The sequence below is a fragment of the Rhodococcus sp. UFZ-B548 genome (assembly GCF_903819475.1).
Classification (GTDB): domain Bacteria; phylum Actinomycetota; class Actinomycetes; order Mycobacteriales; family Mycobacteriaceae; genus Rhodococcus_F; species Rhodococcus_F erythropolis.
The window spans coordinates 234,819-254,695 of record NZ_CAIJDS010000002.1 but is presented as its reverse complement, the minus strand read 5'-3'; the positions used below and the strand labels follow the sequence as shown (position 1 = coordinate 254,695).

Below are 19,877 nucleotides of genomic sequence, written 5' to 3'. Positions count from 1 at the left end.
GGTGAGGCGAGAGCATGGGTGATCTGAAGCTGCCGGGTGCGGTGGGAGCGGTTGCCGTCGGCGGAGCATTGGGGGCACTGAGTCGATACGGGCTGGGGGAGCTCTTTCCCCACATCTGGACGACGCTGGTCATCAACGTCGTCGGCTCGTTCGTTCTCGGTGTTCTCGCGGCCCTCCTCGTCCACAACAAGGTTGGGTACCTCTTTCTCGGCACCGGGTTCTGTGGCGGCTTCACCACTTTCTCGTCCTTCGCGGTTCACGCCGTGACGGAGAGTCCGTGGCGATCGATTCTCTATGTTCTCGGGACGCTGATTCCCGCGATCCTCGCCGCTGCACTGGGCAAAGGGCTCGGTGAACGCTGGATCCGCGCGCGGGACGGAGCGTCGGCATGACAGTTCTCCTGGTGGCACTCGGCGGCGGCGCTGGTGCGAGCGGCCGGTACCTGTTGGCGCGGTATGTACCCGCGTACAAGGGATTCCCGGCTGCGACGTTCGCCGCCAACGTGATCGGCTGCTTCCTCCTTGGATTGTTCACCGGGGCAGCTCTTTCCACCGACATGGCTGCACTTCTGGCGACCGGATTCTGCGGTGGCTTGTCCACCTACTCGACCTTTGCGAACGAGAATGTCGGGATGGTCGAGAGGCGCCAGACGGCCCTCTCGCTGATCTACATCATCGTCAGTTTGATCGTCGGACTGTCCGCTGCGTGGTTGGGAATCCAGATCACCGATTGACCGATCCGGCGTCGAGCGTGCACGCCACGCGGCCAGGGTAGACAATTGTCCACAGTCGCGTCGACACAGTGGTCGACCACCGGGCCGAGGGGGATTCGTGGCGAACGAACGAGCAGGACAAGTGGCTCTGCCAGAGGATCTGATCGACGTTCCTCATCTGGTCACCGCGTATTACACGCGCACCCCGGATCCCGAGAACCCGATGCAGCAGGTACTTTTCGGCACTTCAGGACATCGCGGTTCCAGTCTCGACGCGGCGTTCAACGAAGCTCACATCCTGGCGACAACCCAGGCGATTGTCGAGTACCGCGCTTCGCAGGGCATCGACGGACCACTGTTCATCGGCCGCGACACACATGCGCTCTCGGAGCCTGCCTGGCTGTCGGCCTTGGAGGTTCTGGTCGCCAACGACGTCGTCGTCCTCGTCGATTCACGCGATGCCTACACGCCCACCCCGGCGGTCAGCCACGCGATCTTGCGGTACAACTCGACGGGACCGGAGGCAAAGGCCGACGGCATCGTCGTGACGCCTTCACACAATCCGCCGCGTGACGGCGGCTTCAAATACAACCCGCCACACGGCGGACCCGCGGATACGGATGCGACGTCGGTTATCGCCGATCGAGCGAACGAGCTACTGCGCAAGGGGCTTTCCGGGGTACGGCGTGTCACGGCGGCGCAGGCACTGGACCGCGTCGAACGCTACGACTTCCTCCGGTACTACGTCGAAGACCTCCCCTCTGTCCTCAACCTCGATGCAATCCGCGATGCCGGAATCAGGATCGGTGCAGATCCCCTCGGCGGGGCAAGCGTCGACTACTGGGGCGCGATTGCCGAAACTCACCGACTCGACCTCGAAGTGGTGAATCCTCTCGTCGATCCGACCTGGCGATTCATGACGCTCGACACTGACGGCAAGATCCGCATGGACTGTTCGTCGCCCGACGCGATGGCGTCGCTGATCGGAATTCGGGATCGCTACGACATCGCGACCGGAAACGATGCAGACTCCGACCGCCATGGCATCGTCACGCCCGACGGCGGTTTGATGAACCCGAATCACTATCTCGCCGTTGCCATCGAGTATCTCTTCGCGAACCGGCCAGGGTGGCGCTCAGACACCAAGGTGGGCAAGACACTCGTGAGTTCCTCGATGATCGACCGCGTGGTCAGCAGTGTGGGCCGCGAATTGCTCGAGGTTCCAGTCGGTTTCAAGTGGTTCGTTCCCGGTCTGCTCGACGGGTCCGTGGGATTCGGCGGCGAGGAAAGCGCCGGTGCATCCTTCCTTCGCCACGACGGTTCCGTCTGGACGACGGACAAGGACGGCATCATCCTTGCGTTGCTGGCGTCGGAAATCACCGCGGTGACGGGAGAGTCTCCGTCAGCGCATTACGACGCGTTGGCCGAGAAGTTCGGGAGCCCGGCGTACGCACGGATCGATGCACCCGCGACACGCGCACAGAAGGCAGTCTTGGCAAAACTGTCTCCCGATCAGGTGAGTGCGACCGAACTGGCGGGTGAACCGATCACGGCGACACTGACCGCGGCGCCCGGAAACGGCGCGGCGATCGGTGGTCTCAAGGTGACGACAGAGAACGCGTGGTTTGCAGCGAGGCCGTCCGGCACGGAGGACGTGTACAAGATTTATGCCGAGTCGATGAAGGGCGCCGATCATCTGGCTCAGGTTCAGGCAGCGGCCAAGGACTTGGTGTCCGGCGTCTTGAAGGCGAACTAGCTCGCGGACCGCTCGTATCGCCCGGCTAGAATTCCGGGCGACATGAAAACTCGTGCAGCCAAGCTGCCACAGGAAATTTGGGTACTGGTCGCCGCCAGCTTCGTCATCGCCCTCGGGTTCGGGTTGGTCGCTCCGGCTCTACCGCAGTTCGCGCGCAGCTTCGACGTATCGGTCACCGCCGCCACGATCGTGATCTCGTCTTTCGCATTCATGCGATTGGTGTTCGCGCCGATGAGCGGCACTTTGGTACAGAAACTCGGTGAGCGTCCGGTCTACATCGTCGGCCTTTTGATCGTCGCGGTCTCGACCGGTGCGTGCGCTTTCGCGGGGGAGTACTGGCAACTTCTGCTGTTCCGGTCGTTGGGCGGTATCGGGTCGACGATGTTCACGGTGTCGGCTCTCGGGCTGATCATTCGCATGTCACCGCCGGACAGTCGCGGCCGCGTCTCGGGGCTGTACGCGACAAGCTTTCTCATGGGATCGATCGGCGGCCCGCTGGTCGGCGGTGCGCTGTTGCAGTTCGGTCTGCGGATGCCGTTCATCATCTACGCAGTTGCGCTGGTGATCGCCGCGCTCGTTGTCTTCGTGAGCCTGCGTGGATCTCACCTGGCGTCACCGGACAAGGCTGTCGATGTGAAGTCGATGACTCTCGCAGAAGGGCTTCAGTCGCCGGTGTACCGGGCAGCGCTCGGATCGAACCTCGCCTTCGGCGGCGTGATCTTCGGAGTTCGCGTTGCCATGGTCCCTCTGTTCGTCGTGGAGTTCCTCGACCGAGACCCGTCGATAGCGGCCTACGCTCTCACGATCTTTGCCGTCGGAAACGCGTTGGTGTTGATCGTGTCCGGACGACTCTCGGACCGCTTCGGACGCAAGCCCTTTGTCGTGAGCGGTCTGCTGATCTGCGGTCTGGGAACCATCGCAATGGGATTCACCGACAACCTTGTGGTGTTCTTCGCCATCGCCGCAGTGACTGGTGTCGGCTCCGGGCTCATGAGTCCGGCTCAGCAGGCCGCGGTTGCCGATGTTGTCGGATCGACGGCCCGAGGCGGACCCGTTCTGGCGGTATTCCAGATGATGTCCGACATCGGTGGGGTGGTGGCGCCGATTTGTGCCGGACTGATCGCCCAGCATGTGTCGTACTCGGCGGCCTTCGCGGTGATGGGAGCCGTAGTAGTCGTGTCGGCGACGGGTTGGTTGTTCGTTCCGTCGCGAACGAAGCCCGTCGAATCCGTCGTCGAAGATCTGACTGATGTGACGGTGCTAACGGATACTCCTGCGCGGACAAACCTGGACTGACCGGGCATTCTGTACTCTCGATCGGGTGGCAATTCGCATCGTGAGTCTTGTGGCCCGATTGGGTTTGGCGGCCGTTTGGCTGATTTCCGGGGGACTCAAGTTCTTTGATCCCGTGCAGACGAAGATCGCGGTGCGCGCCTATCAACTGTTGCCCGAGTCGCTGGTAGGTCCGGTGGCGACGGCTCTTCCCCTGGTCGAAATAGTGCTGGGCCTGCTGATCCTCGTCGGGCTGGCGGTGCGAGTATCCGCTGCGGTCTCGGTGGTCATCCTCACGGTTCTCATTGCGGTGATCATTTCGGTGTGGGCCAGGGGATTGTCCATCGACTGCGGATGTTTCGGCGGCGGAGGTGCAGCCGACGTCGGCGCTTGGGACTATTTGAAGGAGATTCTCCGGGACCTGGGCTTCTTGGCACTTGCCGTCTGGCTGCTCGTGTTCCCGCGTTCGCCGCTCGCATTGGGGCCCGGATCACGCGCGGCGTTCTCAGTGGATACTCAGTCTTCAGTGGCAAGGTAAGCAATCGGTAAATCGTTTCGACGCACGAAGGACTGCATCAGCGTGAGCACCAAGAGCAGCAAGAACAAATACTCGCCGGAACCGGTCTCGAGCCGCTCCACCTACATCATCGGTGGCCTCGCGGTGCTCGTGATCGCGGCCCTCGTCATCGGCGGTGTCTTGTGGACGAACAGCAAGAACAAGCCCCAGAACGACGGCTACGGCTCCGTGCAGAGTTCCGAAGTTGCCGTCACGGTGCAGGACAACGGAGTGGTGCTGCTCGGCAAGCCCTCCGCCGCGACGACCATTGATCTCTTCGAGGATCCGCTGTGCCCGGCCTGCGCTGCTCTCGAGCACCTCAGTGGCCAGGCTCTCGCGGCCGCCGTCGACAACGGTGACGTCGCTGTGCGTTACCACATGCTGAACTTCCTCAACCGGGCGTCGGGCAGCGGTGACTACTCCACACGGGCCGGCGCCGCTCTGCTCTGCGTCGCTCAGGGTGGTGACGCGATCGCGTACTCCGCATTCCACAACAAGCTTTTCGCGACCGACACGCAGCCTGCCGAGGGCGGCAGCAGCGATCACACCAACGACGACCTCGCCCAGATCGCTCGTGATGCGGGCGCATCCGAGGACGTGGCAACCTGCATCTCTTCCGGCTCCAACGTCGAAGCCGCCGCGGCTAATGCCGCAGCCGCCAGCCAGGCGCTCAAGGATGTCGGGTCGAACGGGACGCCCACGGTAGTGGCGAACGGCAAGATCGTTGACACGGGCAGCAGCGACTGGGTTTCCAAGCTCTCCTCCTGAGCTGAAGCGGCCGCTCGGACGAGGAGCGGCCGCTTCGCTCTGACCAGGCGATTTGTTGCCCAGGAGTCAAGTGGTGTAACTTTCTTCCAGCAAGCGGAAAGCAGAAAAGCCGCTGCAAGTTCGACTGTTAGAGTTAATTGAATACGGGGCTATGGCGCAGCTGGTAGCGCACCACACTGGCAGTGTGGGGGTCAGGGGTTCGAGTCCCCTTAGCTCCACCCGAACAAATGCTCTGCACCAATCGGTGCAGAGCATTTGTTGTTTCGTGCGCAATACTGTCCGCGGTGAGGCTTGATCATCCCGTGCATTCTCGGCATGGGGACCGTCGGCGGAACGGAGAACCATGAGTGCACACGTGGCGATAATCGGGGCAGGATATGCGGGCGTCATGGCAGCGAAGCGACTGCTGCGAACTCGGTCGGACATCACGGTGACCGTCGTGAATCCGCGCCCACACTTCGTGCAAAGAATCAGGCTCCATCAGATGATCGCGGCTGGCTACGACGCGACGGTCTCGTTCGACAGGGCGCTACCGCGTGCGGCACACCGAGTCTTCGGAGAGGTGACGACGATCGAGGCGGCGCTCGGCAGGCTCACCCTCGACGACGGCAGCGTGCTCGACTACGACTACTTGGTCTACGCAGTCGGAAGTAGGCAGTTACCCAGCACGATCGCCGGGGCGGACGAGCACGGGTTCGGCGTCGCCGAATTCGAGGACGCGGTCCGCCTCTCGTCCAGGCTGGCGACTCTCGACGAGAAGGCTGCGGTCTGCGTTGTCGGCGGCGGTCTCACCGGAATCGAGACTGCCGCAGAATTGGCTGAGCATCGAAGCAGCCGAATCACTTTGGTGACCGGAGGAATCGTGGCCCCGGACCTGTCAGAGCGTGCTCGATCGGCAATTCTCAGAACATTGACCGACCTTGGGGTTGATATTGTCACCGAATCCCGGGTGACTCGGATCGACGGTTCGTCCTGCGAGCTAGCGGGAGGTGTACGGGTTGAGGCCGATTGCACGATTCTCGCGACAGAATTCGGTGTCCCCGAGCTGGCGCGCCGAAGTGGCCTCCCGGTCGACGATCTCGGTCGTCTGAAGGTCGACGATCGACTGGAATGCTCGTCCCACCCCAACATCTTTGGTGCGGGCGATGGCGTCGCAGTCGGTGATCTTTCACTGAGGATGAGTTGTCAGGCCGCGATCCCCTTGGGAGTCCATGCGGCCGAAACGATCCTGCATCGACTCGAAGGTTCCGCGCCGCGCCCGGTGACTCCGAAGTTCGCAGGCCGGTGCATCAGTCTCGGGAGGCGGCGAGGTGTGTTCCAGCGGACCACTCGTGTCGACGAGTCAACGGGAGTGGTCATTGCGGGCAGGGCGGGTGCATTCGTCAAGGAAAGGGTCTGTTCGTCGACGACCGAATGGGCTGTCACTCCACGCCGCTCTCTCTTCTACAGCTGGACATGAGCCGCAGTTGGTCACGCTCGATCGCAGATTCGGTCGATGATCGCCGCAGTCTTGCGGACGTACGGTTGACGGACGACGTCTTCGTGACACGCGTCGACGTCGTCGAAATCGAGGGAGCCTGTGGCGATGAGTGACCAGATCTCACGTCCACGGTTGTTGGTGGTTCCACGGATCACCGTGACAGGCGCGGCGCACGTTCGCATCCGATGCTTCCGGAGCGCCTGGCCGCCGATGTAGAGGAACACCGTCCACTGGGTGGCCGGTGGGTATTGCAGAATGCCGGCGAAGAGCGTGCGGATCCACATCGCCGCGACGGTGCGCCTGGTCGGCTTCCACCGGGTATTGGTGGATGGTTGTGGTGCGAGGTCGACGATCGACGGATCCAAACTGATGCCCGCTCGACCGGCCAGTCGTGTGGCAGTCTCCGTGGAGATTCTGGTGTCGAGAACGGTGACGTGCTCGACAGTGTCACCGGACTCGGACAGCTGTGACGCCATCTCCAGCGCCACGTAGCCGCCGTACGAGTAACCGGCGAGGAGGTATGGCCCGGTGGGCTGAATCTTCTTGATTTCGAATATGAAACGGCGGGCGCTTGCTTTCACCGACCGGTCGGGTAGTCCGCGAGATTCGAAGCCATGTGGCTGAAGTGCGTAAACCGGCCGATCGGTGTGAAGCGCTTTCGACAAGGTGGACAGCGTCGTCGATGGGCACCCCGCTCCGTTCATGATGAACAGCGGTCGCCCGGACCCTTCGAGCTTCAGCGGAACCATCGTGTTGTGACAGACACGATCATCGGGATCGATTCTGCACCGATCCACCAGCGCTGCAAGGTCTTTGACGGTGCTGGCGGCCGCGAACTCCGCCGCCGTGATCCGGATCCGGAACATGTCGTGAATCTTTGCCACCACTTCGGTTGAAGCAAGCGAATCGCCACCGAGTTCGAAGAAGTCGTCATCACGGTCGATGGAGTCGATACCGAGAATCGACTCCCAGATCGAGGACAACCACAATTCGGCGGGCCCGGCGAGAGTCGGTGGAGTGGACCGCACCGCGACAGTCGGCAGCGTCGGGCGATCGACCTTTCCTCTTTCGTTGCGCGGCAACGCTGGCATCAGAACAAAATGTCGGGGGAGCATCCAGGTCGGTAGAAATTTGGCCAATTCGCGCCGCATCTCGGCGCCCGACCGTGCCATCACGGCTTTGGTCAGGACCACGTAGGCGACAATCTCCGGTCGATCGTTCTCGAGGACGACAGCCACGAAAACATCGGCGACGCCGGGAATTCGACGAATATGCGCCTCGACTTCCATCGGCTCTACCAAATAGCCCCGAATCTTGACGGCGTCGTCGACGCGTCCCCGCAGTTGTAGTTCGCCGCGTTCGTCGATACGGCCCCGGTCACCGGTCCGGTAGATGCTCACTCCGTCGCCGAGGCGCGTGAATCGTGCCGCAGTGCGATCCGGGTCACCGTGGTATCCATCGGCAAGATCGCTCGAGACAACCTGTATCTCGCCGATCTCTCCGTCGGGGAGAGGCACGCCGTTCACATCGACGATCTGTACGTCCTTGCCGTCGCGAGCACGTCCGGCCGGAACCACTCCGACGGGTAGTTCGGAATGTGGTGGGAACGCGTTGTATGCGACGACACCGGTCTCGGTGGTGGCCAGCCAGTTGACGTACGTGACGCGAGCGAAGCCGTGACTGCGATGGCGCGCGTAGTCCTCGCCGTGAACTGCTTCCCCATACGTCACGACGACCCGCAGCGATCCGAGCGAATTATCCGGTGCTTCATCGGATTCGAGGCTTGACCACGCCCGCAGGAATGACGGCGCGCAGTGCGCGGTCGTGATCGAATTCTCGATCAGCCAGTCGTCGATTCCCGAAACTCCGTCTACGCGTGGATCCCAGCAGAAGACCGTGACGCCATTCATCAGTCCCATGATCAGGGCCGTGATTCCGGCTCCGAAACTGACGGGCAACAGGTTTCCGATGTGATCGTCGGGGCGCAGGTCGATTGCTGCGGCAAGTTCGTCGGCTTTGTTCAGGCACATGGAGTGGCTCAACACGACTCCCTTGGGCGCTCCACTGGTCCCTGATGTGAACGCGATCATGGCAGGGTCGGAACTCGATGGTTCCAGCGCGTTGTCGAAACGGAAGCCGGTTGCGGCCGATTCGTCGAGGATCGACTGCAGCGCGACGGCGCCCGAGGCGCTCATGATGTGCGCTCGCCGGGCCTCGGGGAGTTGTGGGTCGATCATGACCAAGGGCCGACCGGAAATCAGAGTAGCGAGGATGGCGGGCACCGACTCGGCGGTTGGTTCGAGATCAACCGCAACCGGGCGAGCCCCGTGTGACCCACGTAGGCGAAGTTCGCGGACCAATGCATCGGTCCGGAGTTCGAGTTCGGCGAAAGTGATCCGGTCGCGCGGAGTCACGACGGCAACGGTGTCGTGCTGCATCGAGGTGACTCGGCGCCACCTCGACTCGATCGTCTCGTCGATGACTGCATAGCGAGTGCGCTCGAGACCTAAGTCGACAACCTTCATCACAGTAGCTCCGTCCGACTTTCAGCTATCTTTGAGCAAAGACTACATAAGGTTTGTGAAGTAGGTCCATAACAAACCGGAAGTAGTTTTACATACGTCCCCATCCTCCAGTCCGTCAGCTCCGAATACCTTGAGGAACCAATGCCGATCGAGCGTTGTACAGACGAGGAGCAATGACATGAAGTGGTCGGGGCGAAGTGCGATTGCGATTGCGGGAGTGTGCGCCGCAGCGACGCTGTTTTCGGGAACCGCGCAGGCGAGCCCACTCTGGGAACCTCTGCAGCCGGTGGCGAACCTGGACGCCGCGCGCTACGTAGGGGAATGGAACCAGGTGGCGGCGATTCCTCAGCCCTTCAACCTCGCGTGCGCGAAGGACACCCGGGCGAGTTACGGGATCGTCGATTCGTCGAACGTGAGCGTGAAGAACACGTGTACGACGTGGACCGGCCAAGCCAACGAGATCGTCGGGAATGCCCGAGTTACCGATCCAGCAACGGGTGCCCAGTTGCATGTGAGCTTCCCCGGGGTGCCCTCGCAGGAGAGTTTGGACGGTCCGCCCAACTACATCGTCACGTATATCGCCGACGACTATTCGTGGGCACTGGTGGGCGATCCACTCAGGCTTTCCGGGTTCGTGCTCTCACGGTCCCCGATTGTCGACGCGGCCGGCTGGAGTGAGATCCGCCGGGTCGCCGAATCCCGTGGATACAACGCGTGCACGATCTTGACGTCACCGACCACCGAGGGCACGTCGGACATCCGTCCGCTCTGCACGGTGTGAGTCTGCTGTCAGCGTGAACCTTCCGGAGCCACACTCCACTACGATCACTGATCGGTACGTGTGGTTTCGGAAGGTTGCGTGGTGGCGAAGAAGCAGATTCCCGTAATAGTCGTCGCAGGCTTTCTCGGTTCGGGAAAGACGACGCTGCTCAACCATCTTCTGCGCAACAACGACGGTGTACGCATCGGCGTGATCGTCAACGACTTCGGCTCCGTCAACATCGACTCGATGATGGTCGCCGGTCAGGTCGATTCGATGGTGTCTCTCAGTAACGGCTGCTTGTGCTGCGCTGTCGACGTCTCGGACATGGACGAGATGCTGAACAAGTTGGCGCACCGGCAATCCGGGATCGACGTCATCGTCATCGAGGCGAGCGGGCTTGCTGAGCCGCGGAACATGATTCGACTCGTCCTCGGAAGTGAGAACCCGTCCGTCGTCTACGGCGGCCTGGTGGTCCTGGTCGACGGAGCCAATTTCTCCACCGTTCGCCGCGAACATCCCGAGCTCGATCAACATGTCCGCCTGGCAGACCTGGTGGTAGTCAACAAGATCGACAGCGTTCCGGTCGCCGAGCGCGAGAGATTCACGGCCGGAATTCGCGAGTTGAATCCGCGAGCGCCGATAGTGGAGACGGCGCATTCAAGGATAGACCCTGCTCTGCTGTTCGATTCCGGTGAGGTGACCCCTCCCGCTCCGGGCGATCAACTGAGCCTCGACGAGCTCCTGCGCGAGGGGCACGACGACGATCACGAGGACGGCTCGTGTTACCACGATCACCTGCACCACCGCTACGAATCGGTTGATTTCACGTCGGAGATGCCACTCGATGCCAGGGCTCTGACGCATTTCCTCGAGAATCAACCGCCGGGGGTGTACCGCATCAAAGGATTCGTGAACTTCGAGATTCCGGGTTACACAGGAAAATTCGAGATCCAATCGGTGGGTGATCATGTTCGGATCACGCCGCTGCGGTGGAAGTCGGGCGAACCTCGAACCACGCAACTGGTTGTGATCGGTACCGGGATGGATTCGGGAGCGGTCGGCAGCGCGCTCCGCGCCTGCGTGCGCGAGGAAACGGTCGAACCGCACCCCGACGCCATGCTGGGATTGCACCGCTATACCGTCGGGGCGTGAGTGAATCAGATGTATCCGTGTACGAAGCGATTCGGCGACGGCGAGACGTTCGCGCCGAGTTCTCGGGAGAGGTCATCCCCGACGAAACTCTGATGCGCATTCTCGACGCCGCCCATCGCGCGCCGAGCGTGGGAAACACGCAACCGTGGGATTTTGTCGTCGTTCGTAATCCGGAGACGCTCAATACCTTCGCGGCACATGTCGCCGATGCCCGGCTGAAGTTCGCGCAGTCTTTGCCCGAAGATCGCCGATCGACGTTCGACCCTATCAAGATCGAGGGAATCGCCGAGAGCGGTACCGGCATCGTCGTCACTTACGACCCGTCGCGCGGTGGCCCGAACATCCTCGGCCGTCATACCGTCGACGACACCGGACTGTTCTCGGCGGTACTCGCAATTCAGAATTTGTGGCTCGCCGCAGTGGCCGAGGAGATCGGCATCGGCTGGGTTTCGTTCTACGACGAGAAGTACCTCACCGAACTCATGGGCATTCCGTCACCCGTTCGCCCCATTGCGTGGCTGTGCGTCGGGAAGGTGACTGAGTTTCAACAGGTTCCGGATCTTGAGCGCTTCGGATGGCGACAGCGCCGGCCATTGGCCGACGCTGTCCACTACGAAACCTATTGAGTTGTACCGGGTGGCCTAGCGCGCGGGACGGCCCCCGGTGGAGCCTGCGGTCCGAGCGCCGCCGCCGGTGCGGGGACGGCGAGCGCCGCCGCCTGCATGTTCCTGACGGGCAACTCCGCCGGTGCGAGCACCGCGTGACTGACCGCCCTGTCCGGAGCGAGCCTGACCCGAACGTGCTGCGCCGCCGCGTCCACCCTGGCCGGCGGGACGCTGTCCGCGTCCACCGTTCGGCTGGGCCGGAGCCTTCGGAGCCGGCGTGACGTGCGGTGCGATGTCGCCGACCAACTTGACGACGTGCTCGGAGTTGGCAGTCGAACGAACCGGGGTCACCTTGATGGCCGCCTTACGCATGAGGATCGCGAGATCCTTACGCTGCTCGGGCAGAACCACGGTGACCACGTCGCCGGCGCTGCCTGCTCGAGCGGTGCGACCACTGCGGTGCAGGTACGCCTTGTGCTCGGCCGGCGGATCGACATGGACGACCAACTCGACGTCGTCGACGTGGACGCCGCGCGCTGCGACGTCGGTGGCGACGAGGACGCGCGCTTCACCGGCGGAGAATGCCGCCAGGTTACGGTCGCGAGCAGCCTGAGAGAGGTTGCCGTGCAGGTCCACTGACGGGATGCCCGACTCGGTGAGCTGGCGAGCCAACTTGCGTGCCTGGTGCTTGGTGCGCATGAACAGGATGCGACGACCGGTACCGGAAGCGAGCTTCTCGACCAGAGCCTTCTTGGCTTCGACGCCGTCGACGTCGAACACGTGGTGCGTCATCGCGGCGACGGGGGAGTTGGCCTCGTCGACCGAATGCATGACCTCGTTCTTGAGGAAACGCTTGACGAGCTTGTCGACGCCGTTGTCCAGCGTTGCCGAGAACAGAAGGCGCTGCCCGTCCTGCGGGGTGGACGAGAGGATGCGGGTGACGACGGGCAGGAAGCCGAGGTCGGCCATGTGGTCGGCCTCGTCGAGCACGGTGATCTCGACGGCGTCGAGGCTGACGAATTTCTGCTTCATGAGGCCTTCGAGGCGACCGGGGCAGGCGACGACGATGTCGACTCCGGCCTTGAGAGCCTGAACCTGGCGGTGCTGCGAGACGCCACCGAAGATGGTGGTCACGCGCAAGTCGTATGCGGCGGCCAACGGTTCGAGGGTTGCGGTGATCTGGGTGGCGAGCTCACGCGTCGGTGCGAGCACCAGGCCGAGCGGTCGACCCGGACGACGCTTGCCTCCGGACAGTTCGCCGGCGAGGCGGGAGACCATGGGGATGGAGAACGCGAGGGTCTTGCCGCTTCCGGTCTTTCCGCGGCCCAGTACGTCGCGCCCCGAAAGAGTGTCGGGGAGGGTGTCGATCTGGATCGGGAACGGAGAAGTGATTCCGCCGTCTTCGAGAGCTTTCACCAGCGGTGCGCGCACACCGAGGGCTGCGAAGGTGGTAGCGGGCGTAGAGATGTCAGACAAGTGTGTTCAGAGCCTTTCGGGCACGTGTTCGTGCCCGGATGCCGACACGGGAATTAACCGGTCGAACAATCAAGCACAGTGGTGGCGGCGCTGCCGGTCGGCAGGCTTCTTCGCCGTAAGAAGAGCGGGTGCATTGAGCACTCAGCAAGAAAATTTGCGTTCTACGACGCTGGATGCCCGATTTCAGGCACCTAGTGATCGCAACTCTACCTTCTCGGAGCGTTCGACCTACAACCCGACCCATTCGGAGACGCCGTTCGCGAAGTGTTGCCGCTTCCAGATCGGTACCTCGTGCTTGATGCGCTCCACCAGTTCGGCGCACGCGGCGAACGCCTCCGCTCGATGCGGGGCGGCGACGGCGGCGACCAGTGCGAGGTCACCGATCTCGAGGTGACCGACGCGATGGATCGCAGCAACCGGCAGGCCGGTCGAGGCTGCAACCTCTTGGCAGCACGTCTGGAGGAAGCGTTCGGCATCCGGATGCGCTTGGTACTCCAACGCTGAAACTGCTTGACCTCCATCGTGATTGCGCACCGTTCCCGTGAACACCACAACAGCGCCGTTCTTCGGACCGGCAACGGCGGCGTCGACGGTGTCTGCGTGAATCGGTTGCTCGGAGATCCGAGCCAGTAGCTCACTCATCGTGTGCTCCTCCGCCTGCGACCTGCGCGAGCAGGTGATCGATGATGGGTTCGAGGACGGCGAGGCCGTCCTTCACTCCACCGGGAGAACCCGGAAGATTGACGATGACCGTCGTACCTGTGAGACCTGCCACACCGCGGCTCAGTGACGCGTGCGGGGTCTTCTCGAGGCCCTTGGTTCGGATCGCTTCTGCGACCCCGGGCAACTCACGGGTCAAGACTGCCCGGGTAGCTTCCGGGGTTGCATCCGTGGGGGAGGCACCGGTGCCGCCGGTGCTGATGACAAGCGACGGGGAGCCCTCCTTGGCGTCAGCGATGCCCGCCGCGATGTCTGCGTCGGCGTACACAAGCGGTCCACGCACCTCGAAGTCCCGCTCGCGTAGCCAGGCTGCGATCGTCGGTCCGGTGGTGTCGGGTCTGGTTCCATTGGCACCGCCGGTGGAAGCGACGAGGACGGTTGCGGACCGTGGCGAGGTGAAGGCGTGCGCTGGAGATGTCTGTGCGTTCTGAGTGTCGCGGGTCCAATGTCCGTGTTTACCACCGTCTTTGGTGAGCAGGCGAACACCGTTCATGGTGGCTCCGGGATCGACCGCTTTGACCATGTCGTGCAAGGTCAGGCCGGCTACCGCGACGGCGGTGAGTGCTTCCATCTCGACGCCGGTCTGTCCGCGAGTCTTTGCCGTCGCTTCGACGGTGATCGAGGTTTCGGTGAACCCGAATTCCACCTTGACCGACGAAAGCGCGAGCTGATGACACAACGGGATCAGCTCGGACGTCCTTTTTGCACCGGCGATTCCGGCAATGCGCGCGGTGGTGAGGACATCGGCCTTGGGCATGCCGTCGGCGCGGACGAGGCGAACTACCTCGGCGGTCGTGACGAGTTCACCGGCAGCGACGGCGATGCGCGTCGTCTCGGCCTTGGCGCTGACGTCGACCATGCGCGCTCGGCCTTCGCTGTCGACGTGTGTCAATTCGGTCATGAGTGTCCTTTGAATCAGATCGAGTGAATCAAATCGAGGAAGTCGAGAGCGGGAGGACGTCGACGAGATCGCCCGCGCCGAGTTCGGTCACGGCAGCGGGGACGTCGATCAGGACGTCGGCCCACGCCATTGCTGCAACGAGGTGCGAGCCGGGTCCGGCCACGAGTTCGATACCGTCCGCAGTTTTACGCGCGCGCAGGAACTGGCGCTTGCCATCCACCGAACGCAGCGGTGCAGTAAGTGGCAGCCGTTCGCGCGGGATCTCGGGCAGACCCGCGGCCCGGCGCAGTTCGCCGCGGGCGAAGACCTCGAACGAGACCATCGTGCTGACCGGGTTGCCCGGGAAACTCAGGACCGGCACTTCGTTCACGACTGCAGTGCCTTGCGGGCCACCAGGTTGCATTGCGACGTGGCCGAAGTGTGCACCCAGAGGGGTGAGAGTTTCCTTCACCACCTCGAAGTCGCCCATGGACACCCCACCGGAGGTGAAAACCAGATCGGCGACCGAGGTTGCGTACGAGAGTAATTCGCGGAACTCGGCGGGGTCGTCGCTGCTTCGGGCGACGGAGACGACATCGGCGCCGTTGGCTTCGGCCAATGTTGCCAAAGCTGGGCCGTTGGAATCGTAGATCTCGCCGGGTTCGAGAGTTGTTCCGGCACTTTTCAGTTCGGCGCCCGTCGTAATTATCGCGACCCGTGGCTTCGTGTACGTGTCGAGCGAGGCCAGGCCCACAGCACTCAGCGCGGCGATATGGCGAGGTTCCAAGTGTGTTCCGGCCGTGACCAGTAGCATTCCGGCAGTGATGTCGCTGCCACGTTCGCGAACGAATTCGCCTATAGACCTGCCCCGTTCGATGGTGACCACGTGTTCGGTGACGCCCGTGGTGTCCTCGACGGGAACGACGGCGTCGGCACCCTCGGGGAGCGGCGCACCGGTCATGATGCGAAATGCCGATCCTGGAAGGTGTTTCGGTGGTTTTCCGCTTCCGGCGGCGATCACGCCTCGAACCGTCAGTGTCGTGGGAACCGAGGCAACGGATGCGGCGTCGACCGCATATCCGTCCATCTGTGAGTTGCGGAAGAGGGGCAGGTCCACCGGCGATGCGATATCTGAGCAAGTTATGCGCCCCAACGCTTCTGCCGTCGGAACCGCCGACGGAGAGAGGGTGTGCAGGCCGGTGAGCAATCCGGAGATGTGCGCAGCGTGTTCCTCGACCGAACGCGCGCTCATGACAGTAACCTCGACAACCTCGACATGTTTTGATCCTAGGCGGTGTGGTCCGTCCGACACACGGAGTACGGCTTTCGGTCATACTGGAGCAATACGGAAGTTGGTGAAGTGATGACAGTGGTCTCGATGGGAATTCCCACCGTGCGGTTTGACGCTGCCTCCCTCACCGGTCGTCCCGAGACGGATCTCCTGGTCGACAGGTTCGGGCGTGTTGCCAGAGATCTGCGAGTCTCGATCACCGAGAAGTGTTCACTTCGTTGCACGTATTGCATGCCGGAGGAAGGCTTGCCGGCCATCGCTGCGGAAGACCTTCTGAGTGCCGACGAGATCGTTCGAGTAGTCGGAATCGGTGTCGAACGAGTCGGTATTCGCGAGGTGAGATTCACCGGCGGCGAGCCGCTGATGCGTAGTGACCTCGAAAAGATCATCGCGGGATGCGCCGCGCGTGTGCCAGGAATTCCACTTGCCATGACCACCAACGCCGTTGGGCTCGAACATCGTGCCGCAAAGCTGGCTGCAGCTGGTTTGACCCGCGTGAATGTTTCCCTGGATTCGGTTGATCGCGCGCACTTCGCGGAATTGACGCGTCGAGACAGGTTGCCTTCGGTTCTCGCGGGAATCCGAGCGGCCGCGGTGGCTGGCCTTGCGCCGCTCAAGGTAAATGCCGTTCTCATGCGCGAAACGCTCCACGGCGCGGCGGACCTTTTACAGTGGTGCCTCGACGCCGGAGTCGAATTGCGGTTCATCGAACAAATGCCTCTCGATGCAGACCATGCTTGGGCGCGCGAGAACATGGTGACTGCGGCTGAATTGCTGTCGGTATTGAGTGAGCGTTTCGAATTGGCCGCAATCGGTCGCGAAGACCCGTCGGCTCCTGCTGAAGAATGGCGTGTCAACGGGACTGAAATGACGGTGGGGATCATCGCTTCGGTGACGCGCTCGTTCTGCAGTGATTGCGATCGGACGCGAATGACTGCAGAGGGGACAATTCGGTCATGTTTGTTCAGTGACCGTGAAGTTGATCTGCGTGCCGCGCTCAGGGCCGGAGCAAGTGACGACGAACTTGCGGATTTGTGGCGCGGTGCGATGTGGAACAAGTGGGCAGGGCACGGCATCGACGCCGCGGACTTCGTTCCGCCGGAAAGAAGTATGGGAGCGATCGGTGGCTGATCCGCATTCGATCTCGGTTCGTTACTTTGCTGCTGCAGCGGATGTATCCGGTTGCCGTAGCGAGGTAGTCGCCATTTCGCCCGACAACACACTTGCCGAGTTGGTGGCGGTCTTGGTCGGGCGATACGGACCGGAGATGGAGCGAGTGCTGTCGGTCTCGGCTTTCCTCGTCGGTGACGAGTTGACCCGCGACGTCTCTCGAGCCTCCGGTAGCGCTGTCGATATTCTTCCGCCTTTCGCTGGAGGCTAGTCCGAGAATTGCCGGCGTAGCTATTTGTGGGCTGCCGTCGTATTGTCCTTTTTCGGTTTCCCGGTCCAAATACTTATATCTTGATCACTCCAGCTCAAGTGGCATCTATCTCCGTTTTCTCCATTGTTGGTCAATTGTCCAGCATTGGTCGTTTTGTTTAGTTTCTCCTACTTTTGGGGGAGCGAATGCACTTCTAATTGCCCAGGTGAATTGTCATCTGTTTGGATGACAAAAGAAATACCTTCGCTGTTGGTAATTGTCGACATGTGTTAATTTTGGCGCAATTCCACTCGGGATATGTGAAAGGTATTTCAATGTCGATTAATTCCACGCGCCGTGTCGGAGTCGTCGTAGCGCTCCTCGGGGCAGCTGCACTCACCGCTCCGGCAATTGCTACTGCGCTTCCGTCCACCGGTTCTCTCGGCTCTTCTGCGCCGGAAGCCTCGTGCTCGACCCTGTCCACCGAAGCGACGCCGAACGGGTGGGGCATCCCGTTCACCGACGAGAAGGATCAGACCGCGTCGTACTCGGCCGACAACGTTCTCGACAAGGACGGTTCACTGAAGCTGGCCGTCGACGGTACCGGCGATCGTTCGGTTTCCTACCATTCGGCCGGCGGTATCAAGCTGTCCGACGCAGTCAGCAAGGCGATCGGCTTTGCCGAGCGCGCCGCCACGCCGACTGCGGCGTTCCAGCTCCGCCTCACCGGAACCACCGGCGGAAAGTTCGAGAACGGATTCACCACCCTGGTGTGGGTCCCGGGACCGGACGCGACGCCGACGGCTGACGGCGGCGTTCACGCGGATCTCCAGAAGGGCGTGTGGTGGAGCACTCAGAACATCGACGGCGCCAAGGACCGCGTGTCAGTGCCTTTGGCTGACATCGTCGCCGCGAACCCGAAAGCGGTAGTCGACCACTACGGCGTCAGTGTCGGGACCGGCTCCGCTGCCACCTCGACGCTGGTCGATGCGGTGCAGTTCAACGGATGCACCACCAACTTCGCGAAGAAGGATCCGGCTTCGGGAACGGGTTCGCTGGGCGACGTCTTCGGCAGCCTGTTCGGTAGCTAGTCGCTGGTAAGAGTTACTTCCACCAGTCATCCAGGGGTGTGACCGGCACCGTGCGCTTGTGACGAGTGTTGGCGAACATCTTCTCGAGCTTTTCGGCTACCTCGGAGGAAACGTCCTTTCCTTCGAGGTAGTCGTCTATCTGTGAGTACGTGACGCCGAGGGCAACTTCGTCGGGCAGCGCGGGTCGGTCGTCCTCGAGGTCGGCGGTCGGCACCTTGCGCCACGTGCTCTCGGGTGCGCCCAATTCCTGCAGTAGCGCAGCGCCCTGACGTTTGCTCAGGCCGGTGAGCGGCGTGATGTCGACGCCGCCGTCACCGAATTTCGTGAAGAAGCCGGTAATCGCTTCTGCGGCGTGGTCGGTACCGATTACCAAGTAGCCGAGCTGACCGGCAATTGCATACTGAATGACCATTCGTTCGCGCGCCTTGATGTTGCCGCGGACGAAGTCGCGTAGTTCGCCGTTCCCCAACGCCTCGGAGGCCTCACGGGCTGTGGCGTCGGCGCCAGGCTTGACGTTGACCGTGAGAGAGCGGTCCGGCTTGATGAAGCCGAGTGCGATCTGAGCATCGGATTCGTCGGCCTGCGCGCCATAGGGGAGTCGAACGGCGACGAACTCGGCCTCGTGGCCTTCTTCACGAAGTTCAGTGACCGCGCATTGGGCGAGGGCTCCGGCGAGCGTGCTGTCCTGACCGCCGCTGATTCCCAGAACGAACCCTTTGGCGGGGGTCGAGCGCACGTAGTCCTTCAGGAACTGGACTCGCGCGCGAACCTCCGCTGCGGCGTCGATTGTCGGCTTTGTGCCGAGTTCTTCGATGATGCTTTCACGCAGTGTGGCCATGAATGGACTCTAGCGATGTGAGCAGGCGCGTGCAGTGCCACCGTATCCGGGGCGGTACGGTCGCGCACATGAGTGCGAACAACGTTCTGGTGGTCAGTGCGACGAAGTCGGAAGCGGCATACGTGCCGCAAGGATACGAACTGCTGATCACGGGGATTGGAAAGGTCAGTGCTGCAACAGCAGTCGCTTCTGCTCTCGCGCGGTACGAGCGGGAGAATCTGCCGCTGGTCGTCAACATCGGGACCGCCGGTGCGCTGCACGCGCACCACGGTGGCCTCTATGTTCCCGGGGTTGTCATCAATCACGACATCAGCAGCACCGCGATCCGAGCGCTGGGGCACGAGGTCGCGGACCGTTTGGTGCTCGCCGGCGGTGACGACTCGGTGTTGGCGACCGGCGACGCATTTATCGCCGACACTGCGACCCGGGACGCTCTCGCTCAGCGAGCCGATCTGGTCGACATGGAGGGGTTTGCCATCGCATTCGCCGCGCAGGCTGCGGGTGCTACCTGCCGACTCGTCAAACATGTCAGCGATCACGCGGACGACTCGGCCTTGGACTGGCCCGCGATGATCGATGCCAGCGCCCGCGAATTGGGGCGCTGGCTGCTCGACAACGTCTGATCGAGCCTG

20 protein-coding genes and 1 tRNA gene are annotated in these 19,877 nt (G+C 62.3%); 15 read left to right on the top strand and 6 right to left on the bottom strand.

The window, feature by feature from the left end; translation table 11 throughout:
• Positions 1-14 precede the first annotated feature (14 nt).
• The 8 genes from H7C86_RS03990 (at position 15) to H7C86_RS03955 (ending at position 6,523) form a co-directional block, all read left to right on the top strand.
• Positions 15-392 (top strand): CrcB family protein, encoded by a 378-nt coding sequence (locus H7C86_RS03990; protein ID WP_019747864.1) that lies wholly within the window; start codon positions 15-17, stop codon positions 390-392.
• Complete coding sequence (gene crcB, locus H7C86_RS03985; RefSeq protein WP_060938641.1) at positions 389-733, top strand: fluoride efflux transporter CrcB; 345 nt, start codon at positions 389-391, stop codon at positions 731-733. Before H7C86_RS03990 ends, crcB begins: the two co-directional genes overlap by 4 nt.
• A 97-nt stretch (positions 734-830) precedes the next feature.
• The gene (pgm, locus tag H7C86_RS03980) at positions 831-2,468 is read left to right on the top strand and encodes a phosphoglucomutase (alpha-D-glucose-1,6-bisphosphate-dependent) (RefSeq protein WP_182261127.1); all 1,638 of its coding nucleotides are present in this window, start codon (positions 831-833) and stop codon (positions 2,466-2,468) included.
• Positions 2,469-2,510: 42 nt separating this feature from the next.
• On the top strand, positions 2,511-3,764 hold the full coding sequence (locus H7C86_RS03975; RefSeq protein ID WP_029255079.1) for an MFS transporter: 1,254 nt from the start codon (positions 2,511-2,513) through the stop codon (positions 3,762-3,764).
• A gap of 25 nt (positions 3,765-3,789) precedes the next feature.
• The gene (locus tag H7C86_RS03970; protein ID WP_019747868.1) at positions 3,790-4,278 is read left to right on the top strand and encodes a MauE/DoxX family redox-associated membrane protein; all 489 of its coding nucleotides are present in this window, start codon (positions 3,790-3,792) and stop codon (positions 4,276-4,278) included.
• 42 nt (positions 4,279-4,320) lie between these two features.
• The gene (locus H7C86_RS03965) at positions 4,321-5,064 is read left to right on the top strand and encodes a DsbA family protein (RefSeq protein WP_182261126.1); all 744 of its coding nucleotides are present in this window, start codon (positions 4,321-4,323) and stop codon (positions 5,062-5,064) included.
• Between the two features lie 145 nt (positions 5,065-5,209).
• Positions 5,210-5,282 (top strand) — tRNA-Ala (locus H7C86_RS03960).
• A 125-nt stretch (positions 5,283-5,407) separates the two neighbouring features.
• A complete protein-coding gene (locus H7C86_RS03955) occupies positions 5,408-6,523 on the top strand; it encodes an NAD(P)/FAD-dependent oxidoreductase (protein ID WP_182261125.1) in 1,116 nt (371 codons plus the stop codon).
• An 11-nt stretch (positions 6,524-6,534) separates the two neighbouring features.
• On the opposite strand, the gene H7C86_RS03950 is transcribed toward H7C86_RS03955, so the two are convergent.
• The gene (locus tag H7C86_RS03950) at positions 6,535-9,069 is read right to left on the bottom strand and encodes an AMP-binding protein (protein WP_182261124.1); all 2,535 of its coding nucleotides are present in this window, start codon (positions 9,067-9,069) and stop codon (positions 6,535-6,537) included.
• Positions 9,070-9,247: 178 nt separating this feature from the next.
• On the opposite strand from H7C86_RS03950, the gene H7C86_RS03945 reads away from it, so the two are divergent.
• The 3 genes from H7C86_RS03945 (at position 9,248) to bluB (ending at position 11,610) form a co-directional block, all read left to right on the top strand.
• Positions 9,248-9,850 carry a lipocalin family protein gene (locus H7C86_RS03945; protein WP_021334361.1) on the top strand — a complete coding sequence of 201 codons (603 nt, stop codon included), beginning with the start codon at positions 9,248-9,250 and terminating at the stop codon, positions 9,848-9,850.
• 81 nt (positions 9,851-9,931) lie between these two features.
• Positions 9,932-10,984 carry a GTP-binding protein gene (locus tag H7C86_RS03940; RefSeq protein WP_182261123.1) on the top strand — a complete coding sequence of 351 codons (1,053 nt, stop codon included), beginning with the start codon at positions 9,932-9,934 and terminating at the stop codon, positions 10,982-10,984.
• A complete protein-coding gene (gene bluB, locus H7C86_RS03935) occupies positions 10,981-11,610 on the top strand; it encodes a 5,6-dimethylbenzimidazole synthase (protein WP_019747874.1) in 630 nt (209 codons plus the stop codon). The genes H7C86_RS03940 and bluB overlap by 4 nt, the downstream gene beginning before the upstream one ends.
• A gap of 15 nt (positions 11,611-11,625) precedes the next feature.
• Here bluB and H7C86_RS03930 read toward each other — a convergent pair whose 3' ends face one another.
• The 4 genes from H7C86_RS03930 to glp all read right to left on the bottom strand — a co-directional run bounded on the left by H7C86_RS03930 (position 11,626) and on the right by glp (position 15,917).
• Positions 11,626-13,065: a DEAD/DEAH box helicase gene (locus tag H7C86_RS03930; RefSeq protein ID WP_182261122.1), complete on the bottom strand. Its 1,440-nt coding sequence runs from the start codon at positions 13,063-13,065 to the stop codon at positions 11,626-11,628.
• 228 nt (positions 13,066-13,293) lie between these two features.
• Positions 13,294-13,707 carry a molybdenum cofactor biosynthesis protein MoaE gene (locus tag H7C86_RS03925; RefSeq protein ID WP_007731311.1) on the bottom strand — a complete coding sequence of 138 codons (414 nt, stop codon included), beginning with the start codon at positions 13,705-13,707 and terminating at the stop codon, positions 13,294-13,296.
• Positions 13,700-14,686 (bottom strand): bifunctional molybdenum cofactor biosynthesis protein MoaC/MoaB, encoded by a 987-nt coding sequence (gene moaCB, locus H7C86_RS03920; protein WP_172933475.1) that lies wholly within the window; start codon positions 14,684-14,686, stop codon positions 13,700-13,702. Before moaCB ends, H7C86_RS03925 begins: the two co-directional genes overlap by 8 nt.
• A gap of 28 nt (positions 14,687-14,714) precedes the next feature.
• Positions 14,715-15,917, bottom strand: coding sequence for a gephyrin-like molybdotransferase Glp (gene glp / locus H7C86_RS03915; protein WP_182261121.1), 1,203 nt, complete (start codon positions 15,915-15,917; stop codon positions 14,715-14,717).
• A 111-nt stretch (positions 15,918-16,028) separates the two neighbouring features.
• Here glp and moaA point away from each other — a divergent pair, with 111 nt between their 5' ends.
• The 3 genes from moaA to H7C86_RS03900 all read left to right on the top strand — a co-directional run bounded on the left by moaA (position 16,029) and on the right by H7C86_RS03900 (position 18,407).
• The gene (moaA, locus tag H7C86_RS03910) at positions 16,029-17,087 is read left to right on the top strand and encodes a GTP 3',8-cyclase MoaA (RefSeq protein ID WP_182261120.1); all 1,059 of its coding nucleotides are present in this window, start codon (positions 16,029-16,031) and stop codon (positions 17,085-17,087) included.
• Positions 17,080-17,337: a MoaD/ThiS family protein gene (locus H7C86_RS03905; protein ID WP_003944706.1), complete on the top strand. Its 258-nt coding sequence runs from the start codon at positions 17,080-17,082 to the stop codon at positions 17,335-17,337. The genes moaA and H7C86_RS03905 overlap by 8 nt, the downstream gene beginning before the upstream one ends.
• A 314-nt stretch (positions 17,338-17,651) precedes the next feature.
• Positions 17,652-18,407: a hypothetical protein gene (locus H7C86_RS03900; RefSeq protein WP_020969281.1), complete on the top strand. Its 756-nt coding sequence runs from the start codon at positions 17,652-17,654 to the stop codon at positions 18,405-18,407.
• Between the two features lie 13 nt (positions 18,408-18,420).
• On the opposite strand, the gene nadE is transcribed toward H7C86_RS03900, so the two are convergent.
• Positions 18,421-19,245, bottom strand: coding sequence for an ammonia-dependent NAD(+) synthetase (gene nadE / locus H7C86_RS03895; protein ID WP_182261119.1), 825 nt, complete (start codon positions 19,243-19,245; stop codon positions 18,421-18,423).
• 68 nt (positions 19,246-19,313) lie between these two features.
• Between nadE and H7C86_RS03890 the strand changes: the two genes are divergently transcribed.
• Positions 19,314-19,868, top strand: a complete 555-nt coding sequence (locus H7C86_RS03890; RefSeq protein ID WP_020969282.1) for a nucleosidase — start codon at positions 19,314-19,316, stop codon at positions 19,866-19,868.
• Positions 19,869-19,877 lie beyond the last annotated feature (9 nt).

Excerpts from the sequence above, each read along its gene's own strand:
- H7C86_RS03990 (WP_019747864.1), top strand. The coding sequence starts at position 15 with ATGGGTGATCTGAAGCTGCCGGGTGCGGTGGGAGCGGTTGCCGTCGGC.
- crcB (WP_060938641.1), top strand. The coding sequence starts at position 389 with ATGACAGTTCTCCTGGTGGCACTCGGCGGCGGCGCTGGTGCGAGCGGC.
- H7C86_RS03975 (WP_029255079.1), top strand. The coding sequence starts at position 2,511 with ATGAAAACTCGTGCAGCCAAGCTGCCACAGGAAATTTGGGTACTGGTC.
- H7C86_RS03955 (WP_182261125.1), top strand. The coding sequence starts at position 5,408 with ATGAGTGCACACGTGGCGATAATCGGGGCAGGATATGCGGGCGTCATG.
- H7C86_RS03950 (WP_182261124.1), bottom strand. The coding sequence starts at position 9,069 with ATGAAGGTTGTCGACTTAGGTCTCGAGCGCACTCGCTATGCAGTCATC.
- H7C86_RS03945 (WP_021334361.1), top strand. The coding sequence starts at position 9,248 with ATGAAGTGGTCGGGGCGAAGTGCGATTGCGATTGCGGGAGTGTGCGCC.
- H7C86_RS03925 (WP_007731311.1), bottom strand. The coding sequence starts at position 13,707 with ATGAGTGAGCTACTGGCTCGGATCTCCGAGCAACCGATTCACGCAGAC.
- moaCB (WP_172933475.1), bottom strand. The coding sequence starts at position 14,686 with ATGACCGAATTGACACACGTCGACAGCGAAGGCCGAGCGCGCATGGTC.
- glp (WP_182261121.1), bottom strand. The coding sequence starts at position 15,917 with ATGAGCGCGCGTTCGGTCGAGGAACACGCTGCGCACATCTCCGGATTG.
- moaA (WP_182261120.1), top strand. The coding sequence starts at position 16,029 with ATGACAGTGGTCTCGATGGGAATTCCCACCGTGCGGTTTGACGCTGCC.
- H7C86_RS03900 (WP_020969281.1), top strand. The coding sequence starts at position 17,652 with ATGTCGATTAATTCCACGCGCCGTGTCGGAGTCGTCGTAGCGCTCCTC.
- nadE (WP_182261119.1), bottom strand. The coding sequence starts at position 19,245 with ATGGCCACACTGCGTGAAAGCATCATCGAAGAACTCGGCACAAAGCCG.
- H7C86_RS03890 (WP_020969282.1), top strand. The coding sequence starts at position 19,314 with ATGAGTGCGAACAACGTTCTGGTGGTCAGTGCGACGAAGTCGGAAGCG.